Source organism: Microcoleus vaginatus HSN003 (assembly GCF_022701255.1).
Taxonomy (GTDB): Bacteria; Cyanobacteriota; Cyanobacteriia; order Cyanobacteriales; family Microcoleaceae; genus Microcoleus; species Microcoleus vaginatus_B.
Genome location: NZ_CP031705.1, coordinates 349,253 through 372,177, shown reverse-complemented (window position 1 = coordinate 372,177; position 22,925 = coordinate 349,253). Strand labels below are relative to the sequence as shown.

Here is a 22,925-nt window from a genome sequence, read left to right as displayed (position 1 = left end):
AACTGGGGTAAATTGCTGTGGTCAAGGTACAAGCGCAAGGAAAAACATTTGAGTGCGATCGCGGAGCGAATCTCCGTGAAGTTTTGCTCAAAAACGGCATCGATGTCTACAACGGCAACGCCAAAGTCATCAACTGCCACGGTCTCGGCACTTGCGGCACTTGCGCCGTTACCGTCGAGGGCGAAGTTTCCGAGTCCCAGTGGCGCGAAAAAGCCAGACTTTCGGTTCCTCCCCATTCTTCCGCCTCCAATCGCCGTTTGTCCTGCCAAACCAAGGTTTTAGGCGATATTAAGGTGACAAAATATGACGGTTTCTGGGGTCAAGGTTCTGAAACTGTCTGGAACCCCCAAGCATAGATTTTTTGTTAAAAAAGGCAGATAGGACGATCGCCTTGCCAGATAATCTGTAAGACTTGCATAATAATTCTAACTGTAAGGTGTGCTTAGCGCACCTTACCCTAAAGAAAGCCGAGAGGTCAAAAAAGCCAGAAAGTCCATATAAAAGTTAATGAATTCATCTAAAGATATTCTGATTATTGGCGGCGGAATAATTGGCCTTTCGCTAGCAGTAGAACTGAAACTGCGAGGGGCATCTGTCGCAGTTCTCACCGCCGATTCTAAACAACCGACCGCCCGGGCTGCCGCTGGAATGCTTGCCCCGCAAGCCGAACGAATTCCCCCCAGTCCGATGCTGGATTTGTGCTTGCAAAGCCGCGCACTGTATCCTGCCTGGGTGGAACGGCTAGAAGATATTACCGGATTAAAAACGGGATATTGGCGATCGGGAATTCTCGCACCAGTTTGTCAAAATGAGCCTCAAGAAAAGCCACTTTTGTCAACCCTTAATTATCAATGGTTGGACAGAGATACTGTTCGCCAGCACCAGTTTGGATTAGGTCAAGAAGTAATTGGCGGTTGGTGGTATCCTGACGACGCTCAAGTAGACAACCGCGCTTTATTTCGGACGCTTCAATTGGCAAGCAAAGAATTAAAAATTGATATTATTCAAGGCAGGGCAGAAGAAATTATTCGGCCTAAAAACCGAGTTTTTGGAGTGGAAACAACGGCAGGAAAATTACAAGCTGACCGTTATGTTTTGGCTGCGGGCCCTTGGTCTGAGAAATTATTGGATATTCCTGTTTTTCCAAGAAAGGGACAAATGCTGTCAGTATGTGTACCAGAAGATTGTGGAGTTATCCAGCCCCTACAAACCGTTCTATTCGGGACTGGCATTTATATTGTGCCACGTCAAGATGGCAGAATTATTATTGGCGCAACTAGCGAAAATGTGGATTTTAGACCGGGAAATACGCCTGCGGGAATCCAAAGTTTGCTAGCAGGAGCCATTAAGTTATATCCCGAATTAAAAAACTATCCAATTCTGGAGTTTTGGTGGGGATTTCGGCCGGCTACTCCTGATGAGTTGCCGATTTTAGGTGCTAGTGCTTGGGAGAATTTGACATGGGCGACGGGGCATTACCGCAATGGCATTTTGTTGGCTCCGGTGACGGCTAAATTGTTGGCTGATTTGATTGGGAATCAGAACTCTGATCCGTTATTGGCTGCTTTTCATTATTCGAGGTTTGGAGCTTCAGCACTTACTTAAACCTCTATACGTGAGGTGCAGCGTACCTTACTGCTATAATAGGCGCGCCAAACCATTTTTTGGTAAGTCTTGAATTAGTTCGCATCCTGTTTTTTGGGTTGGTTTAATTCCCTGCATTTAGCGGCAGCCAAATCGTAAGCATCTTGGTAATCGCTACCGCCTAACATCAAATCGCCGTAATATTCATAAGGTTGATTGCCATAAATCGGCAGCGGGTCGTCTTCAGGATAATCTTCTTTTGATTCTTCTAGGATTGCTTTGAGTTTCTTGACGCTGAAGCGCTGGACTGGGAAGTAATGAATGTCTTGAGCGATGAAACCGAGATGGGGAAAGGTTGGGTCAACAATTCGCTCGTCGAGTTCAATCCAGCTATATTCGAGGGGTTTATATGGCACTCCCGGCACGGCTAAAAAGCCTTGAACATAAATCGCGCCCTCGGTGGCTAACGCTGCTTTACAGGCGTTGTCAAAGCAGTTTTTACGGTTGCTTTTGATGCGAGCGGCCATTTCAATAGAAAGCGTCTCATCTAATAGTTCGGTCATAACCCATTTCTAGTCGCGTGTGCGATTAGATTGTAGCAAATCCGAGCTATCTCCGAGCACAAAAAACGCAGCCAATTGCGATCGCTCCTCAAATTCTCTTCTCAAGGAGTTGAGCCAAAATCCTCTGCGGTTCTGGATGTTGTGTCAGCTTTGGTTTCCGAGATGGGCCGTTTGTCCCTCGCCCCTATAGCCCGCCAATAAAAAGTTTTCGCCAGTCGCCAAAATTTTGAACCTGCGATCGAGTTGGGGTAGAACCCGGTACAGTAAAGTGTGCCACAGACGATGCAAGCAAAAATAGCGGCATACATCACCGAAGGTCGATCGTGTGCAACCAACAATCATATTAATGCCTTCGGGTGCAGCAATTTGCTCGGCTGCTGACACGCTTCACAGTTTTTTCTGCAAACAAAGTTGAGTTATGACGATTCTCGCTGAGGCATGGGAATATCCTCGGATTGGTAACAACCGGGAAATAAAGAAAGCCTTGAAAGCATTTTTGAGTGGGAAATTAGAGACAGATGCTTTATTGCAGACTGTTCCCGCGCTGAAAAATATGGTAAAGTCTGCTACAGGGGGGCAGCAATAAACCAATGCGAGTTGAAGATAACAAGCGGCCAGGTAGCTTTGGGTATTGACAGAATCTGTTCATTCACCAAAATATGCTGACCATTGGATACACTCCTTGAAATGGATTTTTCACGCCTGGTTGATGCCTGGTGATTTGTCCTGTCAATGTGCCTATCAATACACCTGTGAAGTGGCAGGTTGATACTGTTCTGCATCACTTACCATTCCTAACTGAATTAATTGTCTACCAAAGATGATCGGCAACGACAGTCAAGAGAGCCATCCGCTATCTCAAATTTTCTTCAAATCATGGCAACAGAAAATCCCACCAAATAAATTATTCTTCTCCTAACACGTAAGGATAAATTAGAAATTAATTTGCTACAATGATTAGCAATTAGTACGGCAGTTTGTTATGATTAAGTACGTCAAATCTGGGATAAATTTCAGCTTGGCGCAACCACCAAAAGGAGGAGCTACTGAACTAAATATTATCCGCACTTTTGTAAAGTATGGGTCAATTTTCAACCGCCAGTTACCCAATTACCTGCAATAAAACAATGCCAAAAATAGCCGACCTCTCCTGATGGTAAGCTAAGCACTTATCCGCACACCATAGATATACTGAATGAAAAACGTGATCAAAAAGTCAGATTTTGTGCTAGCTCCTTATATGAAGAGCAACAATTTGACAGCTACTTGCCAAATACTCAATACAGTGGTTCCTTATATATTCTTATGGTTTTTAGCATTTAAAGCGGCTGCCATTTCTGTATTCCTGCTCCCGCCGATAATGGTGTTGATGACACTTTTTTCAGGACGTTGTTTCTCTTTGATGCACGATTGCGGGCACTATTCTCTTTTTAGTTCCAAAAAAGTCAATCGCATTATGGGTTTTCTGCTAGGTATCATCAATGCGATTCCTCAGTACCCCTGGTCGAGGGGACACGCTTATCACCACAAACATAATGGTAATTGGGATATGTACCGAGGCCCTTCGGCGTTGATATCCACCGAACAATTTGCGGCCCTAAGTCCATTTAGTCAAAAAATCTATCAGTTACTCAGACACCCATTGATGCTTTTTCCCGGTGGTTTTTTCTATCTAATTATTAAGCCAAGACTCGCGCTGCTATTGGGAATTACTGGTTTTATCCGACATATTTTTGCTTGTCTCACTCAAGATTTTGGCATGGGTTTATCTGCAATCATTGGTTCTTATAAATCCAAACATTGGTATACGACGGCTGAGTTTTGGGATTTACTCTTCAACAATATTTGTGTGGTTGGTAGCTGGATTTATCTGAGCAACTTACTGGGATTTGGCTTTTTCTGGAGTGTTTACTCAATTGTCATGACCTGTTCTGCAGCGATATTTATCTGTATTTTCTTTGTTCAGCATAATTTTGACGGTTCCTACGCTCATAAAGCTGAGGGTTGGGACTATATTCTTGGCGCAATTGAAGGCAGTAGTTACCTAAAATTACCAACTATTCTCAATTGGTTTTCGGCTGATATTGCTTACCACAATATTCATCATCTCTCTGAGCGTATACCTAACTATAATCTTCGGGCTTGTCACAATGCTAATATTCACCTGCTGGCTAATTCAAAATCCCTAACAATTCGCGATATTCCTGACTGCTTCCAATTCATTCTTTGGGATGCTGCTTCAGATAGTCTGCAATCGATTAAATTATTTCAAGAACAAGAAGAAATTCCCTTCAGTAATGTAGCTAATTAAAATCGGTTTGCAAAAAATTTGGTTGCTTTTTTATAACCCAAATCCTATGATTAGGGATGCAGCTAGTGAGATAAATTTTAACCGTAACTTTCCGAGTTAAGTAGCTGGTTACAAATAAAAATTACATGGATTGGGCGGGTTTAGCCGGGGCCTATGCTAGCAGCCAGTTTATTCTGACAAAACCCGCCCTCCTCGTGACCAGTTTATTTGCACCAACCTACTTATCTAGGGTCTAACTATAGATGACTCCAAGTATTTGTCACTTTTCAATGCAGCAATTCCTCTAATTTTTGCTGGTTCCATAAATACTTATAAAGCCCTTTTTCCCCTACCAATTCAAGGTGAGTGCCACTCTGAACTATTTCTCCTCTCTCCATCACAAAAATGCGATCGGCACTAGCCGCCGCTGACATTTGATGCGAGATAAAAATTACTGTTTTGCGATCGGTTCCCGTGGCCAAGTTTCGCAAAATGTCGGTAGCAGTTTGATTGTCAACGCTGGAAAGAGCGTCATCCAAAATTAACACCGGGGCGTCAACTAACAAAGCGCGAGCAAGTGCAGTCCGCTGCCGCTGTCCGCCGGATAAAGTAATGCCGCGCTCGCCGACAACTGTTTTGTACTGCTGCGGAAAGTTGAGGATTTCGGCGTGAATTTGCGCTTGTTTTGCCGCGGCTTCAATCTCCGGCTGTTCCGCTAAAGGGTTTCCGTAGCGGATGTTATTCTTGATGGTAGTGCCGAACAGAAAACTTTCTTGCGGAACGTAGGCGATCGCCCCGCGCAATTCCGTCAATTTTACCTCAGTAATATCCTGTCCGTCTACAAATAACTGACCCGGATCGATATCTAGCAAGCGTGGCAGCGCATTAGCTAAAGTTGATTTTCCTGAGCCGATCGCCCCGACAATTGCGACAGTTTCGCCCGGTTTTATAGTAAAATAAACATTTTTAAGCGCGGGTGTCTTAGCACCCGGATAAGTAAAATTTAGATCGCGAGCCACAATTTCGCCTTTGACGGGAGTTGGCAGTTCAACTGCATCGGCAGCATCCTTAATTTGCGGTTCCACAGTCAGAATTGATTCGATGCGATCGACACTCACTTCTCCTCGCTGGTAAGCAGTAATTGTGAAACCCAACAGCGCCGTCGGAAATACCAAACGCTCGACATAAATCAGCAACGCCACAAAATCGCCAATGCTAATTTGACCATTAGCAATTGCCCCGCCACCAGCAGAAAGTAGCACCAACAAACTGATGCTTGCCAAACCGCCCAGCAGGGGGAAAATAAAGTTTCTAGTTTTTGCTAATTCCAAATTTGCTGATAGCAACTTCGCATTGGAATTGCGAAAAGCTCGGCGTTCGTTTTCTTCTTGAGCGTAGATTTTAATTACCGACATCCCGCTCATATCTTCCTGAATCAAATCGCTCATCGCCGACAATTCCTCTTGCACCGCTAACTGTTGGATGCGAAGTTTGTCGCTAAATAACTGCACCAAAACCAGCATTAAAGGATAAACTGCGATCGCACACAACGTCAGCCTTACATTAATCCCCAACATCACCGGCAAAGTCAAAGCATAGGCAAATGCCGTATTCGCCAAACTCAGCACTGCAAACCCCACCAAGCGCCGAATATTGTCCAAATCGGAAGTAGCGCGGTTAATTAAATCTCCTACCGTATTGGCGGCAAAATAAGACGGTTCTAATGTTAATAAATGATTAAATATTTGCTGTTTGAGGTCAAATTCTACTTGACGCCCCACGCCAAACAGCAGAATCCGCGACACCATCCGAATTACCCACATAATTGAGGCGAGGATCAGAATTAGTGCCACGAAGTTGAAAACTTCGTCAAATTTAGTCGCAACTTGGAGAGTGTCCACTGAATTCCGAATCAGCAGGGGAATGTAAACGCCCACAGCATTGACAATTAACAGCGAAAAAATGCCCCAGAATGTTGGCTTCCAGTGCGGGCGCATATAAGAGCCGAGTTTTTGCAGTCGAGAATAACGAGCCATTTGTTAGTGCGTAATTTGAGATTGATTGAGGAAAGGAAGAAGGAAGAAGGAAGAAGGAAGAAGGAAGAAGGAAGAAGGAAGAAGGAAGGCGCAATCTTCAGCTCATGTTTCAGCAATTAAGAACGTCTTAATAGTCTTGGCGGTTGCGATAGAAGGTAGAAGTTTGAAAAAATAAGAGAAGCTCTATCGAAAGGTAGATGACCGAAAACACAGGTTAAGGAATTTTTAATAAAAATTCTGCTTTGGGATAACGTGCCATCAAAATTAGGTTTTGGTATTAACTAAAACCTGATTATATCGATATGTAACAAACCACATTATATCTGTGGGAACACGAGATCTGTGGGGACACGGCAATGCCCTGTCCTTAGCCACCCGGAACGAGCTCGCCCAAATCCCAATCCGCCCCCGCAATCCCCCCAGTGTTGAGGCGCGCTACAATCAAAAATCGATCAACTTAGCACTCAGCCTCAGAGAGTGCTAAATTTGCTAATGTAAGCGATTGGAGACAAACATGACCAAAATAGTTGCATTTAGCGACAAATCTCGGCGGGCACTAGAACGCGGCGTCAATCAACTCGCCGATGCTGTCCGCATCACCTTGGGCCCGAAAGGCCGGAACGTCCTATTGGAAAAGAAATACGGCGCTCCCCAAATCGTTAACGACGGTATCACCGTTGCTAGGGAGATCGAACTCGAAGACCCCCTGGAAAATGCCGGCGCTCGCTTAATTCAAGAAGTCGCCTCCAAAACTAAAGATATCGCAGGCGACGGCACAACAACCGCAACGGTTCTAGCTCAATCCCTGATTCGCGAAGGTTTGAAGAATGTAGCCGCAGGCGCGAACCCAGTCGCGCTGCGCCGGGGTATTGAAAAAACGATCGCCCACTTGGTGCTGGAAATCGAGAAATTGGCGAAACCCGTCGAAGGGGCTGCAATTGCTCAAGTCGCTACTGTCTCCGCCGGTAACGACGAAGAAGTCGGCGCCATGATTGCCCAAGCAATGGAAAAAGTCACCAAAGACGGCGTAATTACTGTTGAAGAGTCGAAATCTCTGACAACAGAATTGGAAGTTGTCGAAGGGATGCAGTACGATCGCGGATATCTTTCTCCGTATTTCGTCACTAACGGCGATCGCATGGAAGTTGAGTACGAAAACGCTCGCATCCTGATTACCGACAAAAAAATTAGCTCGATTCAAGAACTAATTCCAGTTCTCGAAAAAATCGCCCGCACCGGTCAACCGCTGCTAATTATCGCCGAAGATATTGAAGGCGAAGCTTTGGCAACTCTAGTAGTCAACAAAGCCCGCGGCGTATTGAACATCGCAGCAACGAAATCTCCTGGTTTTGGGGAGCGGCGCAAAGCTATGCTTCAAGATATCGCCGTGCTCACCGGCGGTCAACTGATCTCCGAAGAAGTCGGACTCAGCATCGATACCGCAACCCTAGAAATGCTCGGTACCGCCCGCAAAATTACGATCGACAAAGAAAACACGATCATTGTTGCTGGCGAAGAACACAAAGCTGACGTGCTAAAACGGATCGAGCAAATCCGCAAGCAGCTAGAAGCGACGGATTCCGACTACGACACGGAAAAGCTAACCGAACGCATCGCCAAACTCGCCGGCGGCATCGCTGTAATTAAAGTCGGCGCAGCTACCGAAACCGAGCTCAAAGACCGTAAACTGCGTATTGAAGACGCTTTGAACGCTACGAAAGCTGCTGTGGAAGAAGGTATCGTTGCCGGAGGTGGCACGACGCTAATTCACCTGATTACAAAAATAGATGCGATCGCACATACTTTAGACGCCGAAGAACAAGTAGGCGCTGACTTGGTGAAGAAAGCTTTGGAAGCACCATTGCGTCAAATCGCTGATAATGCCGGTGTTGAAGGTTCGATCGTCATCGAGCGAGTGCGGGCGAGCGAGTTCAACATTGGCTACAACGCACTCACCGACGTGTACGAAGATATGATTGCCGCCGGGATTATTGACCCGGCTAAGGTGGTGCGATCGGCTTTGCAAAATGCCGGTTCCATCGCTGGTATGGTTTTGACCACTGAAGCTGTGATTGTCGAAAAACCCGAGAAGAAAAAAGCCGGCGGCGACATGGGCGACATGGGCGGCATGGGCGGCATGGGCGGCATGGGCGGCATGGGTGGCATGGGCGGCATGGGCGGCATGGGCGGCATGGGCGGCATGGGCATGATGTAGTCTTCAGCCATTAGTTTGTACTCTGTAGAGTGCGCCATAAGCACCATAGATGTAAACAACCGCATCTTATGCACTACCCGTCTACTGTTTGACGATTAAGGCAGCTTCTCTCCCCGGCGTCCCCTGATAGTCCGGGGGGAATTGAAGCTATCAAAGTCCCCATTCTTAAGGGAGATGCGATGGGGCTCGGCATTAAGCTATGAGCCATAGTTTTCAGGGATTTTAAGCTTAAGTTGACACCTATGCAGTGCACGCCCTCTCGGTCAACTAAAATCCTTCCCAGAAACCGCGTCTCCCCCTCTCCCCTTATCCTTTAAGACGAGGGAGTTACATTGTTGCTGTGCAAGTCTTGAGGAGATTGAAACAGAGTTTCGAGATAAACTCTCGCAGCTTGGCGATAACTGCGCGAAGCTTCAGGCGTACCGCTATCGGCATTCTGCAACAAAAACAGCGACAGGGCCGCGCAAAATACTCGGTCTAGATCCCATTCGGGATGGGTTTCTAGGTAAGTTTTGAGAGAATCGTGCAGCGTTTCCGGAATTTCAGCAAAAATACTGACTGTTGGGTTGATCATTTTTTTTAGTCTCGCTAATAAATTCAAAACAGAACCCCCCCTTCGGCCGGATACAGGTACAGGCACAGCCGAAATCAGAGCGCTTTTTTTTAGGTCGGTCGCATCATTGTGCGCTATGAGGGGGTGGGTTTGTCAATGTTGCGAAATATTACAAAGTGCTTTATATAAAAAAAAGGTTTACCAAAAAATCAGCTTTTCAGGGCATTTTTTGTTACATATCTTTATGTTTTGGGGAGTTTATGAGGAATTAGGCAGCAAGTTAAGGAAATCCCCAATTCCGCAGCAAGATGCTACCGTGCCGTTAATTTCTGTGGAAAACTGTGTCGCATCTGTGGAAAACCTCAGACTTGCCTGTGGAAACGCTGTGGAATGTGTAGGGAAAAGTCAGGGAAAAAATAAGAATTGCAAAGGGCATGGGGCATGGGGCATGGGGCATGGGGCATGGGTAGCAAATAACAAATGACTAATGACTACTGACTGCTGACTACTGACTAATGACTAATGACTTCCTAAGTGCCACTCTGCCGCTTTTTGCCGGATGGTTGCCAATTCTGCCGGCGGCATTTTGTCGAGATTGGCTAAGAGAAAGCTCATGGGAGCGATCGACTGAAGTTTGTCGCGGTGGCGCGCTAGGAAATCTCAGTAGCGAAGATTTATCATCTGTGCGGTTGATAGCAGCTTGGTTCTGCCAAAGTTGATCGCCTAATATCCAAACGCCAACAGTCATTTTACTTGTTTCACTATTTCACCATAAAACTTATCTTTTACTTTTAATGAGGGCTGGTGGTATATTCCGAAAACTTAATTGGCTGAAATATTACAAGTCAAAACTCATATTTTTTCCACTTATACCGAGAAAAGATTAGAGCGTAACATGGATTTCCAAAGATAGGAACGACTACCAGCAAACTTAAATTTAATGTCGGTGTATCCTTCAGGTGTTAATAAAATGGTCAGCGTCTCTACTGAAAAAATAATATTACCCTTATCCCAAAGTACGGTGAAATGTTTATCTAGGTTGCAATCAATAGCTAAAACCAGTGTTTTCAAATAACCGTGAGAGGGTGTGTAAATAATTAGACCTCTTGCAAAAATAATTAGGACGGGCAAGATGCCCATCCCACAAGAAAAAATAACTCTTGTGAGATGGGCATCTTGCCCGTCCACTCAATTGATGAAAAGGATTTTTGCAAGAGTTTTATTAGTATTTCTCCAGAATTGAGGCTTTTTTGTGCAGTTTTTGCTAGTTTTTGAAGAGCAAGCAATTGTTCGATTACTTCAAGAGCTAAGACAAGATAAAATGAGTGCAGCATATCGATATCTGGCAGGTCGTAAGTATCTGCTTGGATTAACTGACAATCGGGGAAAGTTTGACGGGAGAGGGCTATTCCTGGTGCAGAAGTGTCAACGCCGATAAGTTCGCAGCCGTGCTCTGCGATGACGTGACTGAGGCTGCTATGGCCGCAGCCGAGCTCCAAAACTCGGAGTTGTGTCTTGCTGATCTCCTAAAGTGTCGCTAGCCTTTCTCAAAGGGGAGATATCAAATAAGCGTGATGATACCTCGGACGGTTGTTTGTGTAATAATACGTATAAAGGCTAAAGTTTTTTTCCTCGATTAAGCTATGGAGATTATTGCCGAGACCGCGAATTGAGGGAGTGTGGGTGCACTGTTTGGACCAAGGTTCCCCACATTAGGGTTGTCAGAGTCGATCGGCAGCTCGATCATCTCATTCTTTTTGTTTGACCGGTGAATTATTGTCACCGAATCAACCCGATGGCAAAAGAAATCTTTCACAGGGTGCAAAATCTTGCATCGCCCATCTCTGGCTGATCTCGAAGGCATTCGGAAAGAAAAATTCCGATCAAGCAAGAATTTTCTCTGTACACTAGCCGGAAACCGAACTTTTTGCCTGTTAATTTGGGGCGAGTGCATCCACGGGATTTTAGCTTCAAGCAACTGGGGGTATGTCCACCCGACGCTTTTTCCAGCCTGAAAAATGTGCCCTGGGGCGATCGGGTGCCAGTCGAGCCGAGAATTGAGAAGGGAAGTGTGACCGAAATCACAGGCATTTGCCAACAAATTGCTGAGCATCTTTGGGTCAACACACTTAGAATCGAGATTACTACAGTGGCTTCTATAATTGTGTTTAAATGTTGTTCTGAAGCTGTGTTGTCCAGTCAGCAGAGCCCCCTAGACAGATTCACGCTTTCGGTCTGGTTTATTTCGCTTTAATGGTCGCTGTTGGGTGTTGCACCTTAATGTAGATATTTCCTATGGTTAAGTTAGGTCAATCCTCCTTTCGCCGTATTTTACTGTCGCGGATTTTGTTGCTCAGCGTACCTGTTCTACTGGTGGGGGAGTATGTTACCTATCGCAAGGCACGCTCGACTCTTCTGGAAACTGCTCGTCAAAACTTGACAGAAAGTGCAGTCAGAAAAGCAGAAACTATTGAACAGTGGGCGAAATCGCTGAAGTCCAATCTGATCGGCGCTTCGGAAAGCTCGATGTTGCAGTCGGTAAACCCGAAGGATTATCAAAAGTTTATCGCCCAATTAGGGCAGCGGTTGCCAACGCAGGTTGATTGCTTGCAATTGACTAATTTAAAGACAAATCAAGTAATTGCAAGCACTTGCGGGCAGCAGCCGATTCAGTCGTTGCCGGCAAAATTTTGGCCGCCCGTACAGCAGCAGCAAACGCTGCTGGACGACAAGAGCGTTTACATCAGTCTGTCCTTACCTAAGCAGCGACAGGGAACCGCAAACGACCAGAAACTGACTTTGGGGGCTGAGGATTTTCCCGATGCGGGTAAACAAGGCTCCGATAGCCAAGCGAGTTTGGTGTTGAGCGCCCCTGTTTACATTCGTCGGGGCAATACCCTGCAGTTGAGTTATGCTTTGAGTCTGCAGTCGGCCTTGCCTGTGCAAACCAGCGCTCCCAAGGGTTCTTTAGCCGGCTATACGGTGGCGATCGACCAAGATGGGACGATTTTGGCGCACCCGAATATCAACCGCGTGGGTGGCAATATAGCCCAAGAGGCAGATGCCGATCGACTAAAAAGTATTGTCAGAAGGGCGATCGCCGGCGGAACAGCTTTTCTCCACCTATTTTCCTTTGAAAGAAATGGTGTAGAGTTGCTAGCAGGATACGCCGCTATCCCGAGTCCTTCAACTACACAGGAGAACAGCAAGTGGATTATTTTAGCTGTCTCTCGTTTAGATTACGCTCTGTCAGGTTTGGAAGAAATTCAGCAAGTTTTATTTAATTTAATTGTAGGTTTGATTGCTGCTAGTATCATCGCGACTTTATATCTGTCTCGCGACTTGGCGCGTCCTGTGGAAAAACTGAGAGACTACGCGATGAAAGTAGATACGGAAGCGTCGCAGACAGTGCCGCAAGATTTCCAAATTAGGGAATTCAATCAACTATCAGAAGCACTCAACAGCATGGTGCATCGCCTCAGATCCTGGGCCAGAGAATTGGAAGTTGCAACCAAAGAAGCGCAAGTTGCCAATCAATTAAAAAATGAATTTTTGGGCAATATTTCTCACGAATTGAGAACGCCGCTTAACGGGATTATTGGTTTTATTCAAATTGTGCGGGACGGCTACTGCGATGACCGAGATGAAGAAATGGAATTTTTACAGCGGGCCCACGACTCGTCAATGCAATTGCTCAATATTATTAATGATATTTTGGACATTGCTAAAATAGAATCCGGCACGTTCTCGATGATGTTAGAAGTAGTTGATATTACTCAGGTACTTGAAGACGCGATTGATTTGCAAACGACTCAAATCGAGGAAAAAGGCTTGAAGTTAAGTTTGCCAGCTCCTCATGATCCGATTATTGTTCATGCCGATCCGGAGAAGCTAAAACAGGTGTTTTTAAATGTTTTGAGCAATGCCGTTAAGTTTACAGAGTCCGGCAGCATTAATATATCTGTGGGGCTAGAGTCGAGGACTAATTCTGGTAGTTTTAACGGCAGTGGAGAAAGTACGACTGGCATCAGCGGTCAAAGCGATTGGGTGGTGGTGAAAATTAAAGATACGGGAATTGGTATTGATCCCGAGCACCAGCAGAAATTGTTTCAACCTTTTGTGATGGCTGATGGTTCTACAACTCGCAGGTTTGGCGGTAACGGTTTGGGCTTGGCTATCTCGCGAAGGATAATGGAATCTATGATCGGAAGCATTACTCTGCACAGCGCGGGCGTGAATCAAGGTACTACGGTGATGATTTCTTTGCCTGTCAATCAGCAATCAAGTTTTTATTTTCCCAGCCCGGACTTAGTAACGGAAAAGGGAAATTACAAAAGTTGAGGAGTGATTTTCCCTATCTAAAATCTAAAATCTAAAATCTAAAATGGTATTAGGGGCTGTCCGCCGAGTTCGAGGGATTTGCTCAAAGTGCTGAGAATGCGGATTAATTCGACGGAGGCCGCGCCCGAAGAGGTAAGACAGGGGGTATTTGTTTGCACGCAGGTGAGGAAGCGATCGCACACTCTCCTCAGCGGTTCTACTTGTTCTAAACTCAACACTTCGCGGTGTCTGATGCTGGTTGGCTGCGACGCTATCGCACTTTCAAAAGAGTTATTCTGTTTGCCTCCCCAATCTGGATTGCCGCGCTGCACAATCAGGGGAGTTTCGGGCGACATTTCGTCAAAAATCAAGGTTCCCAAACTGCCAACAACTGTTAAGCGCCGTTGTTTGTCGGGATTTAGCCAGCACAGGTGAATAAATGCTTGAAATCCGTCGGGATAGGTAAGCGTTACCCAAACTAAATCTGCTAGTTTTTCGGCCGGATTAGTAGTCAGCAGTGAAGGAGGCAATTGATTTTCAATTTCTGCTGCGTCTTTATTTATTCCTTCTTCCTTCTTCCCTCTTCCTTCTTCCTTCTTCCTTCTTCCTTCTTCCTTCTTCCCTCTTCCTTCTTCCTTCGGAAAAACAGTGCCGATCGCCCTTACTTCAATTGGCGTTTGTTTTAACCAAGTATTGAAAATAACGAGATCGTGAACTGCCAAGTCCCAAAGGGCATCAACGTCATGGCGCACCGGTTCAAAATGCGTACGCTGGGCGTAACCGTAGCGCAATTTTCCCAGTTGATGCTGTTGAATAATTCTTTGGCCTCGATCGACTGCTGGATGAAACAGATAAGTGTGGTCAACGAAGAGTTGCCGCTGCTGTTTTTCGGCTAATTGACAGAGTTCTATAGCTTCAGTGAGGTTGAGGGCGAGGGGTTTTTCTGCTAAGACGTGGTAGCCTTGTTTCAGCGCTGCTGCTGCGAGGGTGTAGTGTGTGGAAGCTGGAGTAGCGATCGCCACAGCTTCCAATCCCGGCAAGGCTTGGACTTGAGACCAATCGGTAGCTAGAATCACCGAGGCATCGAGATTAAACTGTTTTTGAACGGCCGCCAATGAATCTCGATTCGGGTCTACCACCGCTAAAACTTGGCTATTAGGATGTTCGAGAAAGTTGCGAATTAAGTTAACTCCCCAGCGACCTGCACCCAATACAGCTATTCCGATTTTCATTGATAATAATAACAAAAATAGCACATAAATTATAGCATATTTTGTTATTATTATCTATGTTTTCACTCAAAAAAATCACTGTTGACTCTTGGCAGTAGTTATTGGTTATTGTTTATTGGTAGCAGCTAACAAATAACCAATAACTGATAACACCAGTCAACAGTCAACAGTCAACAGTCAACAGCCAACAGTCAACAGTCAACAGTCAACAGTCAACTAACTACTGACTACCAACTAATTTATTGAAAGCTACCTGAGCCGCGGCTTGTTCGGCCGCTTTGATCGATCGACCTTTTCCCTCTGCTACCAACTCTCCCTGAATGAGAACTTCTGCGGTAAAACGATCCTCTCCGCCCTGCACTGTCCCGGTTTCTTGCACGCTATATTTGGGCAAAGTTTTGTATTTGCCTTGAGTCAACTCTTGGAGAGCAGCTTTGTAGTTTTGGCGGGCCGGATCGCTGCGGATTTCTGTCGCTAAGCGTTGAAAGTGAGAATCTAGCCAAGGGCGAATTAATTCTAAGCTCTGGGTACTCAAATAAAGCGCAGCCAGTACCGCTTCCAAAGCATCGGCCAGTCGGGGCTCAGCGCCTGTTTTGTCCGAGGCGGCGCTGCTGGAAACAATTAAATAGCGATCGAACCCGTAACTTTCAGCGATTTTAGCAAGAATGCGATCGCTCACCAAGATCGATCGAATAGCAGCAAATTCCCCCACTGTACAGTCAGGATAAATCTCAAACAACAATTCCGACGCAGCCAGCCGCACAACTGCATCGCCGACAAACTCTAGCTGCTCGTAATTTGCCTTAGCTGAGGCACTCGCATGAGTCAAAGCTAAATCGAGGAGATGCCATTTTAGCGAAGCATCCTTCGTCAGTCCCAATTTTTGAATTAATGTTTCAAGTTGCTTTTGGCGACCCGGATAAATCATACCATTTTAGATTTTAGATTTTAGATTTTAGATTTTATAATTGCGAATGACGGATGATTATCCGGGCTTGGAGCTTGTCTAAAGTTGCATTATTTTTTGAAAATGGTATCAGATTCATCTCGCCAAAAAGCTTTTCCTTAAAAAACTAAATACTCCTCCTGGTGCTTATAGTCCGCTCTGTCAAGGTGGTGAAGAAGTGCCTCAAACGCGGGAAATCTCTGCTGCGGGCGATCGATAAATCTTCTTTCTTTGAGAGATTATTAGCAATAAATCACATATCAAAAATAAAGCTCAACGTTTACGATAACGCAAACACCTTAACTACACCTTGACAAGTCTGCCCATAAGCACCTTACCCAAATTTGGGTGGGGAAAAAGTCGGACATAAGCCGGGTTCTGTTCTCTCCACTGCAAGCAGTTTTCGAGGGCAGTTATCTATCTGGGACGCCTGTTACCAGACGCCTCAAGCGGTACCAAAAAACGGAACTGGTAAAAAACCAACCATAGTCCCTCCGACCTTGCTCCCAACTGGGGTTTACCGAGCCAGCACCTCTCGATGCTGCTGGTGCGCTCTTACCGCACCTTTGCACCCTTACCCCCTCACGCTTGGCGATTTTTGATGTTCGATTTTTGATGCAATCACAAATCTCAAATCTCAAATCTCAAATTGGGGGGCGGTATCTTTCTGTGGCACTATCCTCACGATCGCTCGCACTGGGCGTTACCCAGCAAGTTTGGTTTTTCGGGAGCCCGGACTTTCCTCAGACAAGCTTTCGCTAATCCGCAACCGCCTGCGCCTACTTTTTCCCCAGATTTATTGTACGCGATCGTTCGTCAATCACTTTGGGATTTTAGATTTACGATTTTAAGTTGTGGCGCACTTAATTTGGAAAGTTGTGTTTATTCAAACTCTTGTGCGGTGGCCACGAAAGCCCGCCCAACAATTAAATTGCCATGCAAATCCCCTTAAATTCACTCACGGATGAATCGGGAGGCGGAAAAATTTGGTAATTATGAGGCAAGGGTTTATGAAACGGCTTCAACTAGGGTCAGGAAACCTTTTTACCTCACAGGATTTTGAATTCTTCAATTCTAAATCCAAAATCTCAAACCTCAAGTCTTAAATCCGGTTACTTTACTGAGTCATCTTTCACCACAGTAGAAAAATTATCAAACCAGCCACGTCGCCAGAAGAAGTAAACTAAAGCCGAGGCGATCGCTAGCATAACTGCCCAACAAAGCGGATAGCCAAAATACCAGTTCAGTTCCGGCATATTCCAGGGCGATTTCTCTGTATCGAAATTCATCCCGTATACTCCCGCCACAAAAGTTAGAGGAATAAAGATAGTAGAAATCACTGTCAGCAGTTTCATAATTTCATTCATTTTATTACCAACTGAAGACAAGTAAACATCCATCAAACCCGAAGACAACTCTCGATAGGTTTCCACCATATCCATCACCTGCACCGTGTGATCGTAACAGTCGCGCAGGTAAATTCGCACCTCTGGACTAATCAAATCACTGCTATCTCTAATCAAAACATTAATTGCATCCCGCTGCGGCCAAATTGCGCGGCGCAGCGTCAGCAGTTCTCGCCGGATTTTATAAATTTTTTCCAGGGTTCTGCGGGTGGGGTTCTCCACCACTTCATCCTCTAGTTCTTCTATGCGCTCCCCGTAGACTTCTAATACTGGGAAGAATCCATCTATAATCGAATCCAACAGAGTATAAGCCAGATAATCGGCTCCGTGTTTCCGAATATTTCCTTGTCCTTTACGAATGCGATCGCGCACGGGGCCAAAGCAATCATAGTCCGGTTCTTCCTGAACTGTTAACAGGTAATGTTTACCCAAAATTAAACTAACTTGTTCTTTATGAAACTTATCTGAATTCGGCTTAAGTATCACCATCCAGGCAATGATTAAAATGTGATCTTCGTAATCTACCACTTTAGGGCGCTGTGGTACATTAACCACATCTTCTTGAGCCATAAGATGCAAATTAAATACTTTGCCCAGGTGGCGCCAAGTTTCTTTGTTTCCTAATCCCAACATATCAACCCAAGAAACAGATGCTGTATCTAAATAGGCAGAAGCTTCTTGAGGATTTGCCAAGTTGGAGCGAGTAGCTGCTGTGTCGCAATAGTCAATTAATACAATCTCCGGAGGCAGCGCATCGGGTTCTAAGTCGAGAGTTCCTGGCGGAGCCCCCGGATCATCATAAAAATAGTCAAGGTAGGAATCATCATCATCATCATCCTCATCATCATCATTAATCGGTTTGGTAACTGCGCTAGAAGTATTTATGCCTTTGTATACCATGTTGATCTTCCTCACTTTTAGTATCTTTAATTAGGTTATCATTTTTATCGTACAACTACCCATTACCCATTACCTCTGCCGAATTGGAATCTCGATCGCAAATTCAGTTCCCTCTCCCGGCGCGGAAATGCACTGCAGCGTCCCTCCGTGTCTTTCCACCACAATCTGATAGGAGATAGACAGTCCCAAACCTGTACCTTTGCCTACTGGTTTAGTAGTAAAAAACGGGTCAAATACCCGACATTTAACAGACTCTGCCATGCCATATCCGTTATCTGAAATTACGATCGCCACCCGATTGTTTTCCAACACCTCCGTGCGAATCCGAATCCAAGGCAATGCGTCGCCACTTAAAGGTAAACTAGCAACATCTTGCCGTTCATCTTCCGAATAACTAGACACTTCCAACTTCCTATGCCTGACATCTGCTAAAGCATCAATAGCATTATTTAAAATATTCATAAACACTTGATTTAACTGTCCCACGTAGCACTGTATCGGCGGTAATTTTCCATATTCTTTAACTATTTGAATCTGACGATTTCTGCCATTTTCTTTGATCTTGTGTTGCAAAATCAACAGAGCGCTGTCTATTCCTTCGTGAATATTAACACGTTTAAGATCGGATTCTTCCAGGCGGGAAAAATTACGCAAAGAGAGAACTATTTGGCGAATTCGCTCGGCTCCGGTTTCAATGGAATTCAGCAGGTGCGGGAAATCCTTTTTCATGAATTCTAGCTCTATTTCTTCTGCCAAATTTTGGATAACAGCAACAGGTTCCGGGTAGTGTGCTTGGTACAAACTGCACAGTTCCAGCAAGTTTTTTGCATACTCACTAGCGTAAGTGATATTACCGTAAATAAAACTAACAGGATTATTGATTTCGTGAGCAATTCCCGCCACTAGCTGTCCCAAACCCGACATTTTTTCCGCTTGAATTAGTTGAGCTTGAGTCCTGCCTAATTGTTTCAATGTTTGCTCTAGCTGGCGATTTTTATGTTTTAATTGAGCTTCGGCTTCTTTGCGCTTGGTAATATTGCGGGCGATAGCGATCGCTTGATCCGAGTTAAAAGGCAGCAATCTCGCTTCATAAGTTTCTTCTCCTGTCGGCATGGGTAGCGAATACTCGATATTAATTGGAGTTCGGTTTTCGGAAACTTCAAGTATTGCCATCTCGAATTGGCGGGCGGCGTTTGTCGGCAAGATATCGGTCATTCGTTTGCCGACAAAATACTCGGGACTCAGGTACAAATCCGATGAATTTCCTGACAAGCAATCCAAAATAATGCCGTCAGCATTGATTCGGAAATACAAATCGGGCAATGCCAGAAAAACAGCTTCCAACTCAGAAGTTTTTTGGCGCAATGCTTCTTGGGCGCAGTAGCGATCGCTAATATCAAAAATCACCCCGTCCAAATAGCAAACGTTTCCCTCTGCGTCAAACACAGGAGAACCTTTATCCCACACCCATTTAACCGTGCCGTCTGCTGCTAGCAAGCGGTATTCCAAGTTATAAGACTCTTTGTTTTCTATGCCTTGCCGAATAGTTGCTTCTACGTTTGCCAAATCTTGGGGGTAAATAATGCTAGCAAAAGTCCGGCCTCTCCTGTCCACAGGCGAAATAAAATCCGCAGCAGGGTAGCCGGTTAATAAGTAAACGGCCTCGCTAATAAAACTTGTCGAAAAATCGCACCGCCAGCGATAAACCACTCCGGGAATATTAGCAACCAAAGACCTAAATCTTGATTCACTTCTACGCAAAGCTGCTTCCGATTCATGTCGTTCGGTAATATCGTGAGCGAAAGCTAGCACCGCAAATACATTACCTTCAGCGTCGCGCAGGGGAAGTTTTTGGGTATCAAAAATATGTACTGAACCGTCAGCAATAGTTGCCGGAGCGCAGGGGTTGTGGATGATTTCGCCGGCAAGTACAGCAGAGTCGTCTGTGCGGAAGCCTCGGATATTTTGGGCGGAATCCCCAAACACGAGATATTCTGAAAATCCTAACTCTAAATCGGATTTGCCAATTATTTCTTCGACTGTTTTGCCGATCGCCTGAGCGAAACTCTTGTTTGCCAACATACAGCGAAAATTTTTGTCTTTGGCAAAAATCCAGTCGCTGGTTTTGTCTATCACCGTACGCAGGAGTTGTTCGGAACGTTCGGTTTTTTCCAACGACGCCTGCAGTTCTAGTTCTAGACACTTGCGAGCCGTAATATTTTCAAAAGCAACACCGATGCAGTTGTTGGGTAATGGAAAAGCTTTAATAGAAAAAGCGCGAGTTATTCTGCCGCCTTCATCGCAGTCAATATCTTCAAGTTCTACGGCTTTCTGGGTGCGAATTACCGAAGCAAATGCTTGGGGAATGTTTTTCGATCGCAGGTGGGGAAAAATCTCGTCGATTGTCATTCCCAAAACATCAGCCATTTCTAATCCGGTAAATAGGGTAGCCGCGGGATTTGAGGCGATCGCCCTGAGAGTGCTGTCATCGTCTATATTTTCTAAATGGTAGACATACAAACCAATTTGCATATTCTCGACAATTTGGTCGTAGAGGCGCACGCTTTCGTCTACCTGCCTGCGTTCGGTAATATCTTCAGTAATCCCCAAAACGTACTGAGGACGGCCTGCCGAGTCGAGAATTGGCACTTTGCGCGTGTGCAGTATTCTCATACCTTTGTGGCGAGTTTGGATCGGCTCTTCGGCTATGTCTTTAACAGTAGATTGGTTATGATCCCCGGTCAATATTTCCCTGTCTTGAGCAGTAAAAACATCAGCTTGTTCTTTGGGGTAAATATCGTAGTCATTTTTGCCGATCGCCTCTTGAGAGGTAACACCTGCGATCGTTTCTCCCGCTTTATTCCACAGCACAAATTTCAGCGAAGAAGCATCTTTAGCAAAAACTCCCACCGGCAGATTTTCTACTACGGAATTGAAGAAACCTCTAGCTGATTTTAATTCAGCTTCTGCACGCTTGCGTTCGATGCCTAAAGCAATGACATCGGCAACCGATGCTAAAGTTTCCTGAAAGGGTGCTGTCAGGGGCTGGCGGCTGATAATTACCATGACTCCCACCAGCCGTTCTTCGACTATCAAAGGGTAGCCGGCGAAAGTTAGAATTTGCTTGGGGATTGGGCAATTTGTCGGCTTTTGACGGCTGTTGATAATTGCTACTTCGGAAATCTGTGCCGCTGTTGCTTTCGCGGATTCTTCCTCTGGGAGTCCAAAATTATTCAGTTCAAATCCGCAGTCAAATTCCGGTTTTTGCTGTTGGGCGATCGAGTTAACCTTACTTTCAATAAAGCTAGCCCGATCCTCTGTGCGACTGTATATTTCCGAGGCTGCTTGCAATTCCCACAGATTATGTTGAGAGTTGAAAGTCCAAATTTCAGCCGAAGCGACATCGAGATTTCGCACCATTGCCTCGCAGCAGGGAAGCAGGATATCTTGAGGGTGTTTGGTGAGGGCAATACCCACATCGGCTACCATTGCTGTGAGGCGAGAAGCTTGGGCTTTTTCTGCTTCCAACCGTTTGCGATCGGTGATATCTTCCACCAAAGAAAGCACGGTAAAAGTGTCGCCACTGCGAATAATCGAGTTGAACCAGCGACACCAAATCACCTGTCCGCTTTTAGTATAGTTGCGGTTAATTGAAGTATTGCCATTGCCGGTGGCTAGTTCCAGTTCGATCGCGCTTATAGCCTCTCTATCTTCCTCGCAAACCAAAGCCAAATCGCCGAACTGCTTGCCCATCATATCATCGGATGTCCAGCCAAAGATTTCCTCAGCACGTTTCGACCACTGAATGATCCGAAAATCTTCATCCCAGCCTACCATTGCCAGCGGACTGTTAGCTGCATTCAACCACAGTAAATGGTTCGATCGGCGTAACTGTTGAGCTTTCTGCTGCTGCCAGCGGTAGTGCCTGGTGATATCTCTACCGACGCCCAAAACCCGCATCTGGTTGCTAGAAGCATCCACCGCTGGCGTATAAGCAGTTTCGTAAATTTTAATCCCGCCGTCTGGCGCCGTCACCTCATGAATTGCCAGCCGTTTTTCCCCGGTTATAAATACTTGTTGCAGGCAAGAATCAATCTGCGAAATTATATTTTTTACCGCAGGATTATTAGGATATAATTTCAATAATTCCTGATTATTTTTGTTGAGTATTTCAGCAGGCTCCAATCCCATCCAACCAGCAGCAATAGGATTGATCGATAAATAATTTTGCTGTCGATCGCACTCTAGGAAAGCATCAACAGAGTTAGAGAAAAAAGACTGAAACGAGTTGATAACTTCCTGCATGGGTATTTTTTCATGAGAAAAGCTTAGGATTACGGAAACCTCGTGTCTTTAGATTCATATGTTGCACCCTTTTCAATAAGCTTTTATGGGCGGGCAGGATGCCCAACCCACAAGAAATTAACTCTTTGTGGAACAGGCATCTTGCCTGTTCTTGAGAATGGTGCAAGATGTGAGTAGACTGATCGAGGAAACACTCATCAGGCAGTTTTCACCACCTTGAATATTGATTATTGCTACAGGGGGCTACTTGGACACTTGGTAATTTTATGATCTACTTTCAACGGCACAATTACCGTTTCAAATATTTCACCCGCGATCGCATAGCAGCTTGAGCTACACCCATATTTTTGATAACCTAATCAGTTAAGACGATAGCTGGTCAACTATGTCTTTTGATTAGGGCATGAAACCCCATCTGTTCAAAGGGGTATGCGGACTTGCAAGTTAAGCTCTAAAATTTTCCTAAAGTTAGTTTAACCCACTCAAATTTTTTTGCACACTTTACGGTTGCGTTTCCCGGTGCAATTTTTGGCGCTGTTCCCTATAATACAAAAATTTTAAAGAAAGAGTATTTT

The 22,925-nt window shown here is 45.2% G+C and carries 17 protein-coding genes and 1 other RNA gene; 8 read left to right on the top strand and 10 right to left on the bottom strand.

Annotation, left to right across the window (positions count from 1 at the left end):
* Positions 1 to 17 precede the first annotated feature (17 nt).
* Positions 18 to 356 (top strand): 2Fe-2S iron-sulfur cluster-binding protein, encoded by a 339-nt coding sequence (locus tag D0A37_RS01615; protein WP_242720351.1) that lies wholly within the window; start codon positions 18 to 20, stop codon positions 354 to 356.
* 151 nt (positions 357 to 507) lie between these two features.
* Positions 508 to 1,605 (top strand): glycine oxidase ThiO, encoded by a 1,098-nt coding sequence (gene thiO / locus D0A37_RS01610; protein WP_242720349.1) that lies wholly within the window; start codon positions 508 to 510, stop codon positions 1,603 to 1,605.
* A gap of 74 nt (positions 1,606 to 1,679) precedes the next feature.
* Here thiO and D0A37_RS01605 read toward each other — a convergent pair whose 3' ends face one another.
* Both D0A37_RS01605 and D0A37_RS01600 read right to left on the bottom strand, forming a co-directional pair.
* Complete coding sequence (locus tag D0A37_RS01605; RefSeq protein ID WP_242720347.1) at positions 1,680 to 2,147, bottom strand: hypothetical protein; 468 nt, start codon at positions 2,145 to 2,147, stop codon at positions 1,680 to 1,682.
* Between the two features lie 101 nt (positions 2,148 to 2,248).
* Entirely contained in the window at positions 2,249 to 2,485 is a 237-nt protein-coding gene (locus D0A37_RS01600; RefSeq protein WP_242720345.1) for a hypothetical protein, read from the bottom strand.
* An 80-nt stretch (positions 2,486 to 2,565) separates the two neighbouring features.
* Here D0A37_RS01600 and D0A37_RS01595 point away from each other — a divergent pair, with 80 nt between their 5' ends.
* Positions 2,566 to 2,733, top strand: coding sequence for a hypothetical protein (locus D0A37_RS01595; RefSeq protein ID WP_242720343.1), 168 nt, complete (start codon positions 2,566 to 2,568; stop codon positions 2,731 to 2,733).
* 609 nt (positions 2,734 to 3,342) lie between these two features.
* A complete protein-coding gene (locus D0A37_RS01590; RefSeq protein WP_242720341.1) occupies positions 3,343 to 4,458 on the top strand; it encodes a fatty acid desaturase in 1,116 nt (371 codons plus the stop codon).
* A gap of 266 nt (positions 4,459 to 4,724) precedes the next feature.
* On the opposite strand, the gene D0A37_RS01585 is transcribed toward D0A37_RS01590, so the two are convergent.
* Positions 4,725 to 6,473, bottom strand: a complete 1,749-nt coding sequence (locus D0A37_RS01585) for an ABC transporter ATP-binding protein (protein WP_242720339.1) — start codon at positions 6,471 to 6,473, stop codon at positions 4,725 to 4,727.
* A 514-nt stretch (positions 6,474 to 6,987) separates the two neighbouring features.
* Here D0A37_RS01585 and groL point away from each other — a divergent pair.
* The gene (groL, locus tag D0A37_RS01580; RefSeq protein WP_242720337.1) at positions 6,988 to 8,688 is read left to right on the top strand and encodes a chaperonin GroEL; all 1,701 of its coding nucleotides are present in this window, start codon (positions 6,988 to 6,990) and stop codon (positions 8,686 to 8,688) included.
* Between the two features lie 313 nt (positions 8,689 to 9,001).
* Here groL and D0A37_RS01575 read toward each other — a convergent pair whose 3' ends face one another.
* Positions 9,002 to 9,259: a DUF2811 domain-containing protein gene (locus D0A37_RS01575; RefSeq protein ID WP_050813024.1), complete on the bottom strand. Its 258-nt coding sequence runs from the start codon at positions 9,257 to 9,259 to the stop codon at positions 9,002 to 9,004.
* A 226-nt stretch (positions 9,260 to 9,485) separates the two neighbouring features.
* On the opposite strand from D0A37_RS01575, the gene D0A37_RS01570 reads away from it, so the two are divergent.
* Together D0A37_RS01570 and D0A37_RS01565 are read left to right on the top strand one after the other, a co-directional pair.
* The gene (locus D0A37_RS01570) at positions 9,486 to 9,725 is read left to right on the top strand and encodes a hypothetical protein (RefSeq protein WP_242720335.1); all 240 of its coding nucleotides are present in this window, start codon (positions 9,486 to 9,488) and stop codon (positions 9,723 to 9,725) included.
* Positions 9,726 to 9,756: 31 nt separating this feature from the next.
* Entirely contained in the window at positions 9,757 to 9,960 is a 204-nt protein-coding gene (locus tag D0A37_RS01565) for a hypothetical protein (RefSeq protein ID WP_242720333.1), read from the top strand.
* Between the two features lie 399 nt (positions 9,961 to 10,359).
* Here D0A37_RS01565 and D0A37_RS01560 read toward each other — a convergent pair whose 3' ends face one another.
* Positions 10,360 to 10,740: a class I SAM-dependent methyltransferase gene (locus D0A37_RS01560; RefSeq protein ID WP_242720331.1), complete on the bottom strand. Its 381-nt coding sequence runs from the start codon at positions 10,738 to 10,740 to the stop codon at positions 10,360 to 10,362.
* A gap of 796 nt (positions 10,741 to 11,536) precedes the next feature.
* Between D0A37_RS01560 and D0A37_RS01555 the strand changes: the two genes are divergently transcribed.
* Positions 11,537 to 13,582, top strand: coding sequence for a sensor histidine kinase (locus D0A37_RS01555; RefSeq protein WP_242720330.1), 2,046 nt, complete (start codon positions 11,537 to 11,539; stop codon positions 13,580 to 13,582).
* 38 nt (positions 13,583 to 13,620) lie between these two features.
* On the opposite strand, the gene D0A37_RS01550 is transcribed toward D0A37_RS01555, so the two are convergent.
* From D0A37_RS01550 to D0A37_RS01530, 5 genes are all read right to left on the bottom strand, one after another.
* Positions 13,621 to 14,793: a Gfo/Idh/MocA family protein gene (locus tag D0A37_RS01550; RefSeq protein WP_242720329.1), complete on the bottom strand. Its 1,173-nt coding sequence runs from the start codon at positions 14,791 to 14,793 to the stop codon at positions 13,621 to 13,623.
* Positions 14,794 to 15,013: 220 nt separating this feature from the next.
* Positions 15,014 to 15,721, bottom strand: coding sequence for a ribonuclease III (rnc, locus tag D0A37_RS01545; protein WP_242720328.1), 708 nt, complete (start codon positions 15,719 to 15,721; stop codon positions 15,014 to 15,016).
* A gap of 370 nt (positions 15,722 to 16,091) precedes the next feature.
* Positions 16,092 to 16,525, bottom strand: an RNA gene (rnpB, locus tag D0A37_RS01540) — RNase P RNA component class A.
* A gap of 326 nt (positions 16,526 to 16,851) precedes the next feature.
* Entirely contained in the window at positions 16,852 to 18,045 is a 1,194-nt protein-coding gene (gene corA / locus D0A37_RS01535) for a magnesium/cobalt transporter CorA (protein ID WP_242720327.1), read from the bottom strand.
* A 69-nt stretch (positions 18,046 to 18,114) separates the two neighbouring features.
* Positions 18,115 to 22,350 (bottom strand): PAS domain-containing protein, encoded by a 4,236-nt coding sequence (locus D0A37_RS01530; protein WP_242720326.1) that lies wholly within the window; start codon positions 22,348 to 22,350, stop codon positions 18,115 to 18,117.
* Between the last annotated feature and the right edge of the window lie 575 nt (positions 22,351 to 22,925).

Coding starts and splice junctions, on each gene's coding strand:
- thiO (WP_242720349.1), top strand. CDS start 508: ATGAATTCATCTAAAGATATTCTGATTATTGGCGGCGGAATAATTGGC.
- D0A37_RS01605 (WP_242720347.1), bottom strand. CDS start 2,147: ATGACCGAACTATTAGATGAGACGCTTTCTATTGAAATGGCCGCTCGC.
- D0A37_RS01595 (WP_242720343.1), top strand. CDS start 2,566: ATGACGATTCTCGCTGAGGCATGGGAATATCCTCGGATTGGTAACAAC.
- D0A37_RS01590 (WP_242720341.1), top strand. CDS start 3,343: ATGAAAAACGTGATCAAAAAGTCAGATTTTGTGCTAGCTCCTTATATG.
- D0A37_RS01585 (WP_242720339.1), bottom strand. CDS start 6,473: ATGGCTCGTTATTCTCGACTGCAAAAACTCGGCTCTTATATGCGCCCG.
- groL (WP_242720337.1), top strand. CDS start 6,988: ATGACCAAAATAGTTGCATTTAGCGACAAATCTCGGCGGGCACTAGAA.
- D0A37_RS01570 (WP_242720335.1), top strand. CDS start 9,486: ATGTTTTGGGGAGTTTATGAGGAATTAGGCAGCAAGTTAAGGAAATCC.
- D0A37_RS01565 (WP_242720333.1), top strand. CDS start 9,757: ATGACTAATGACTTCCTAAGTGCCACTCTGCCGCTTTTTGCCGGATGG.
- D0A37_RS01555 (WP_242720330.1), top strand. CDS start 11,537: ATGGTTAAGTTAGGTCAATCCTCCTTTCGCCGTATTTTACTGTCGCGG.
- D0A37_RS01550 (WP_242720329.1), bottom strand. CDS start 14,793: ATGAAAATCGGAATAGCTGTATTGGGTGCAGGTCGCTGGGGAGTTAAC.
- rnc (WP_242720328.1), bottom strand. CDS start 15,721: ATGATTTATCCGGGTCGCCAAAAGCAACTTGAAACATTAATTCAAAAA.
- corA (WP_242720327.1), bottom strand. CDS start 18,045: ATGGTATACAAAGGCATAAATACTTCTAGCGCAGTTACCAAACCGATT.
- D0A37_RS01530 (WP_242720326.1), bottom strand. CDS start 22,350: ATGCAGGAAGTTATCAACTCGTTTCAGTCTTTTTTCTCTAACTCTGTT.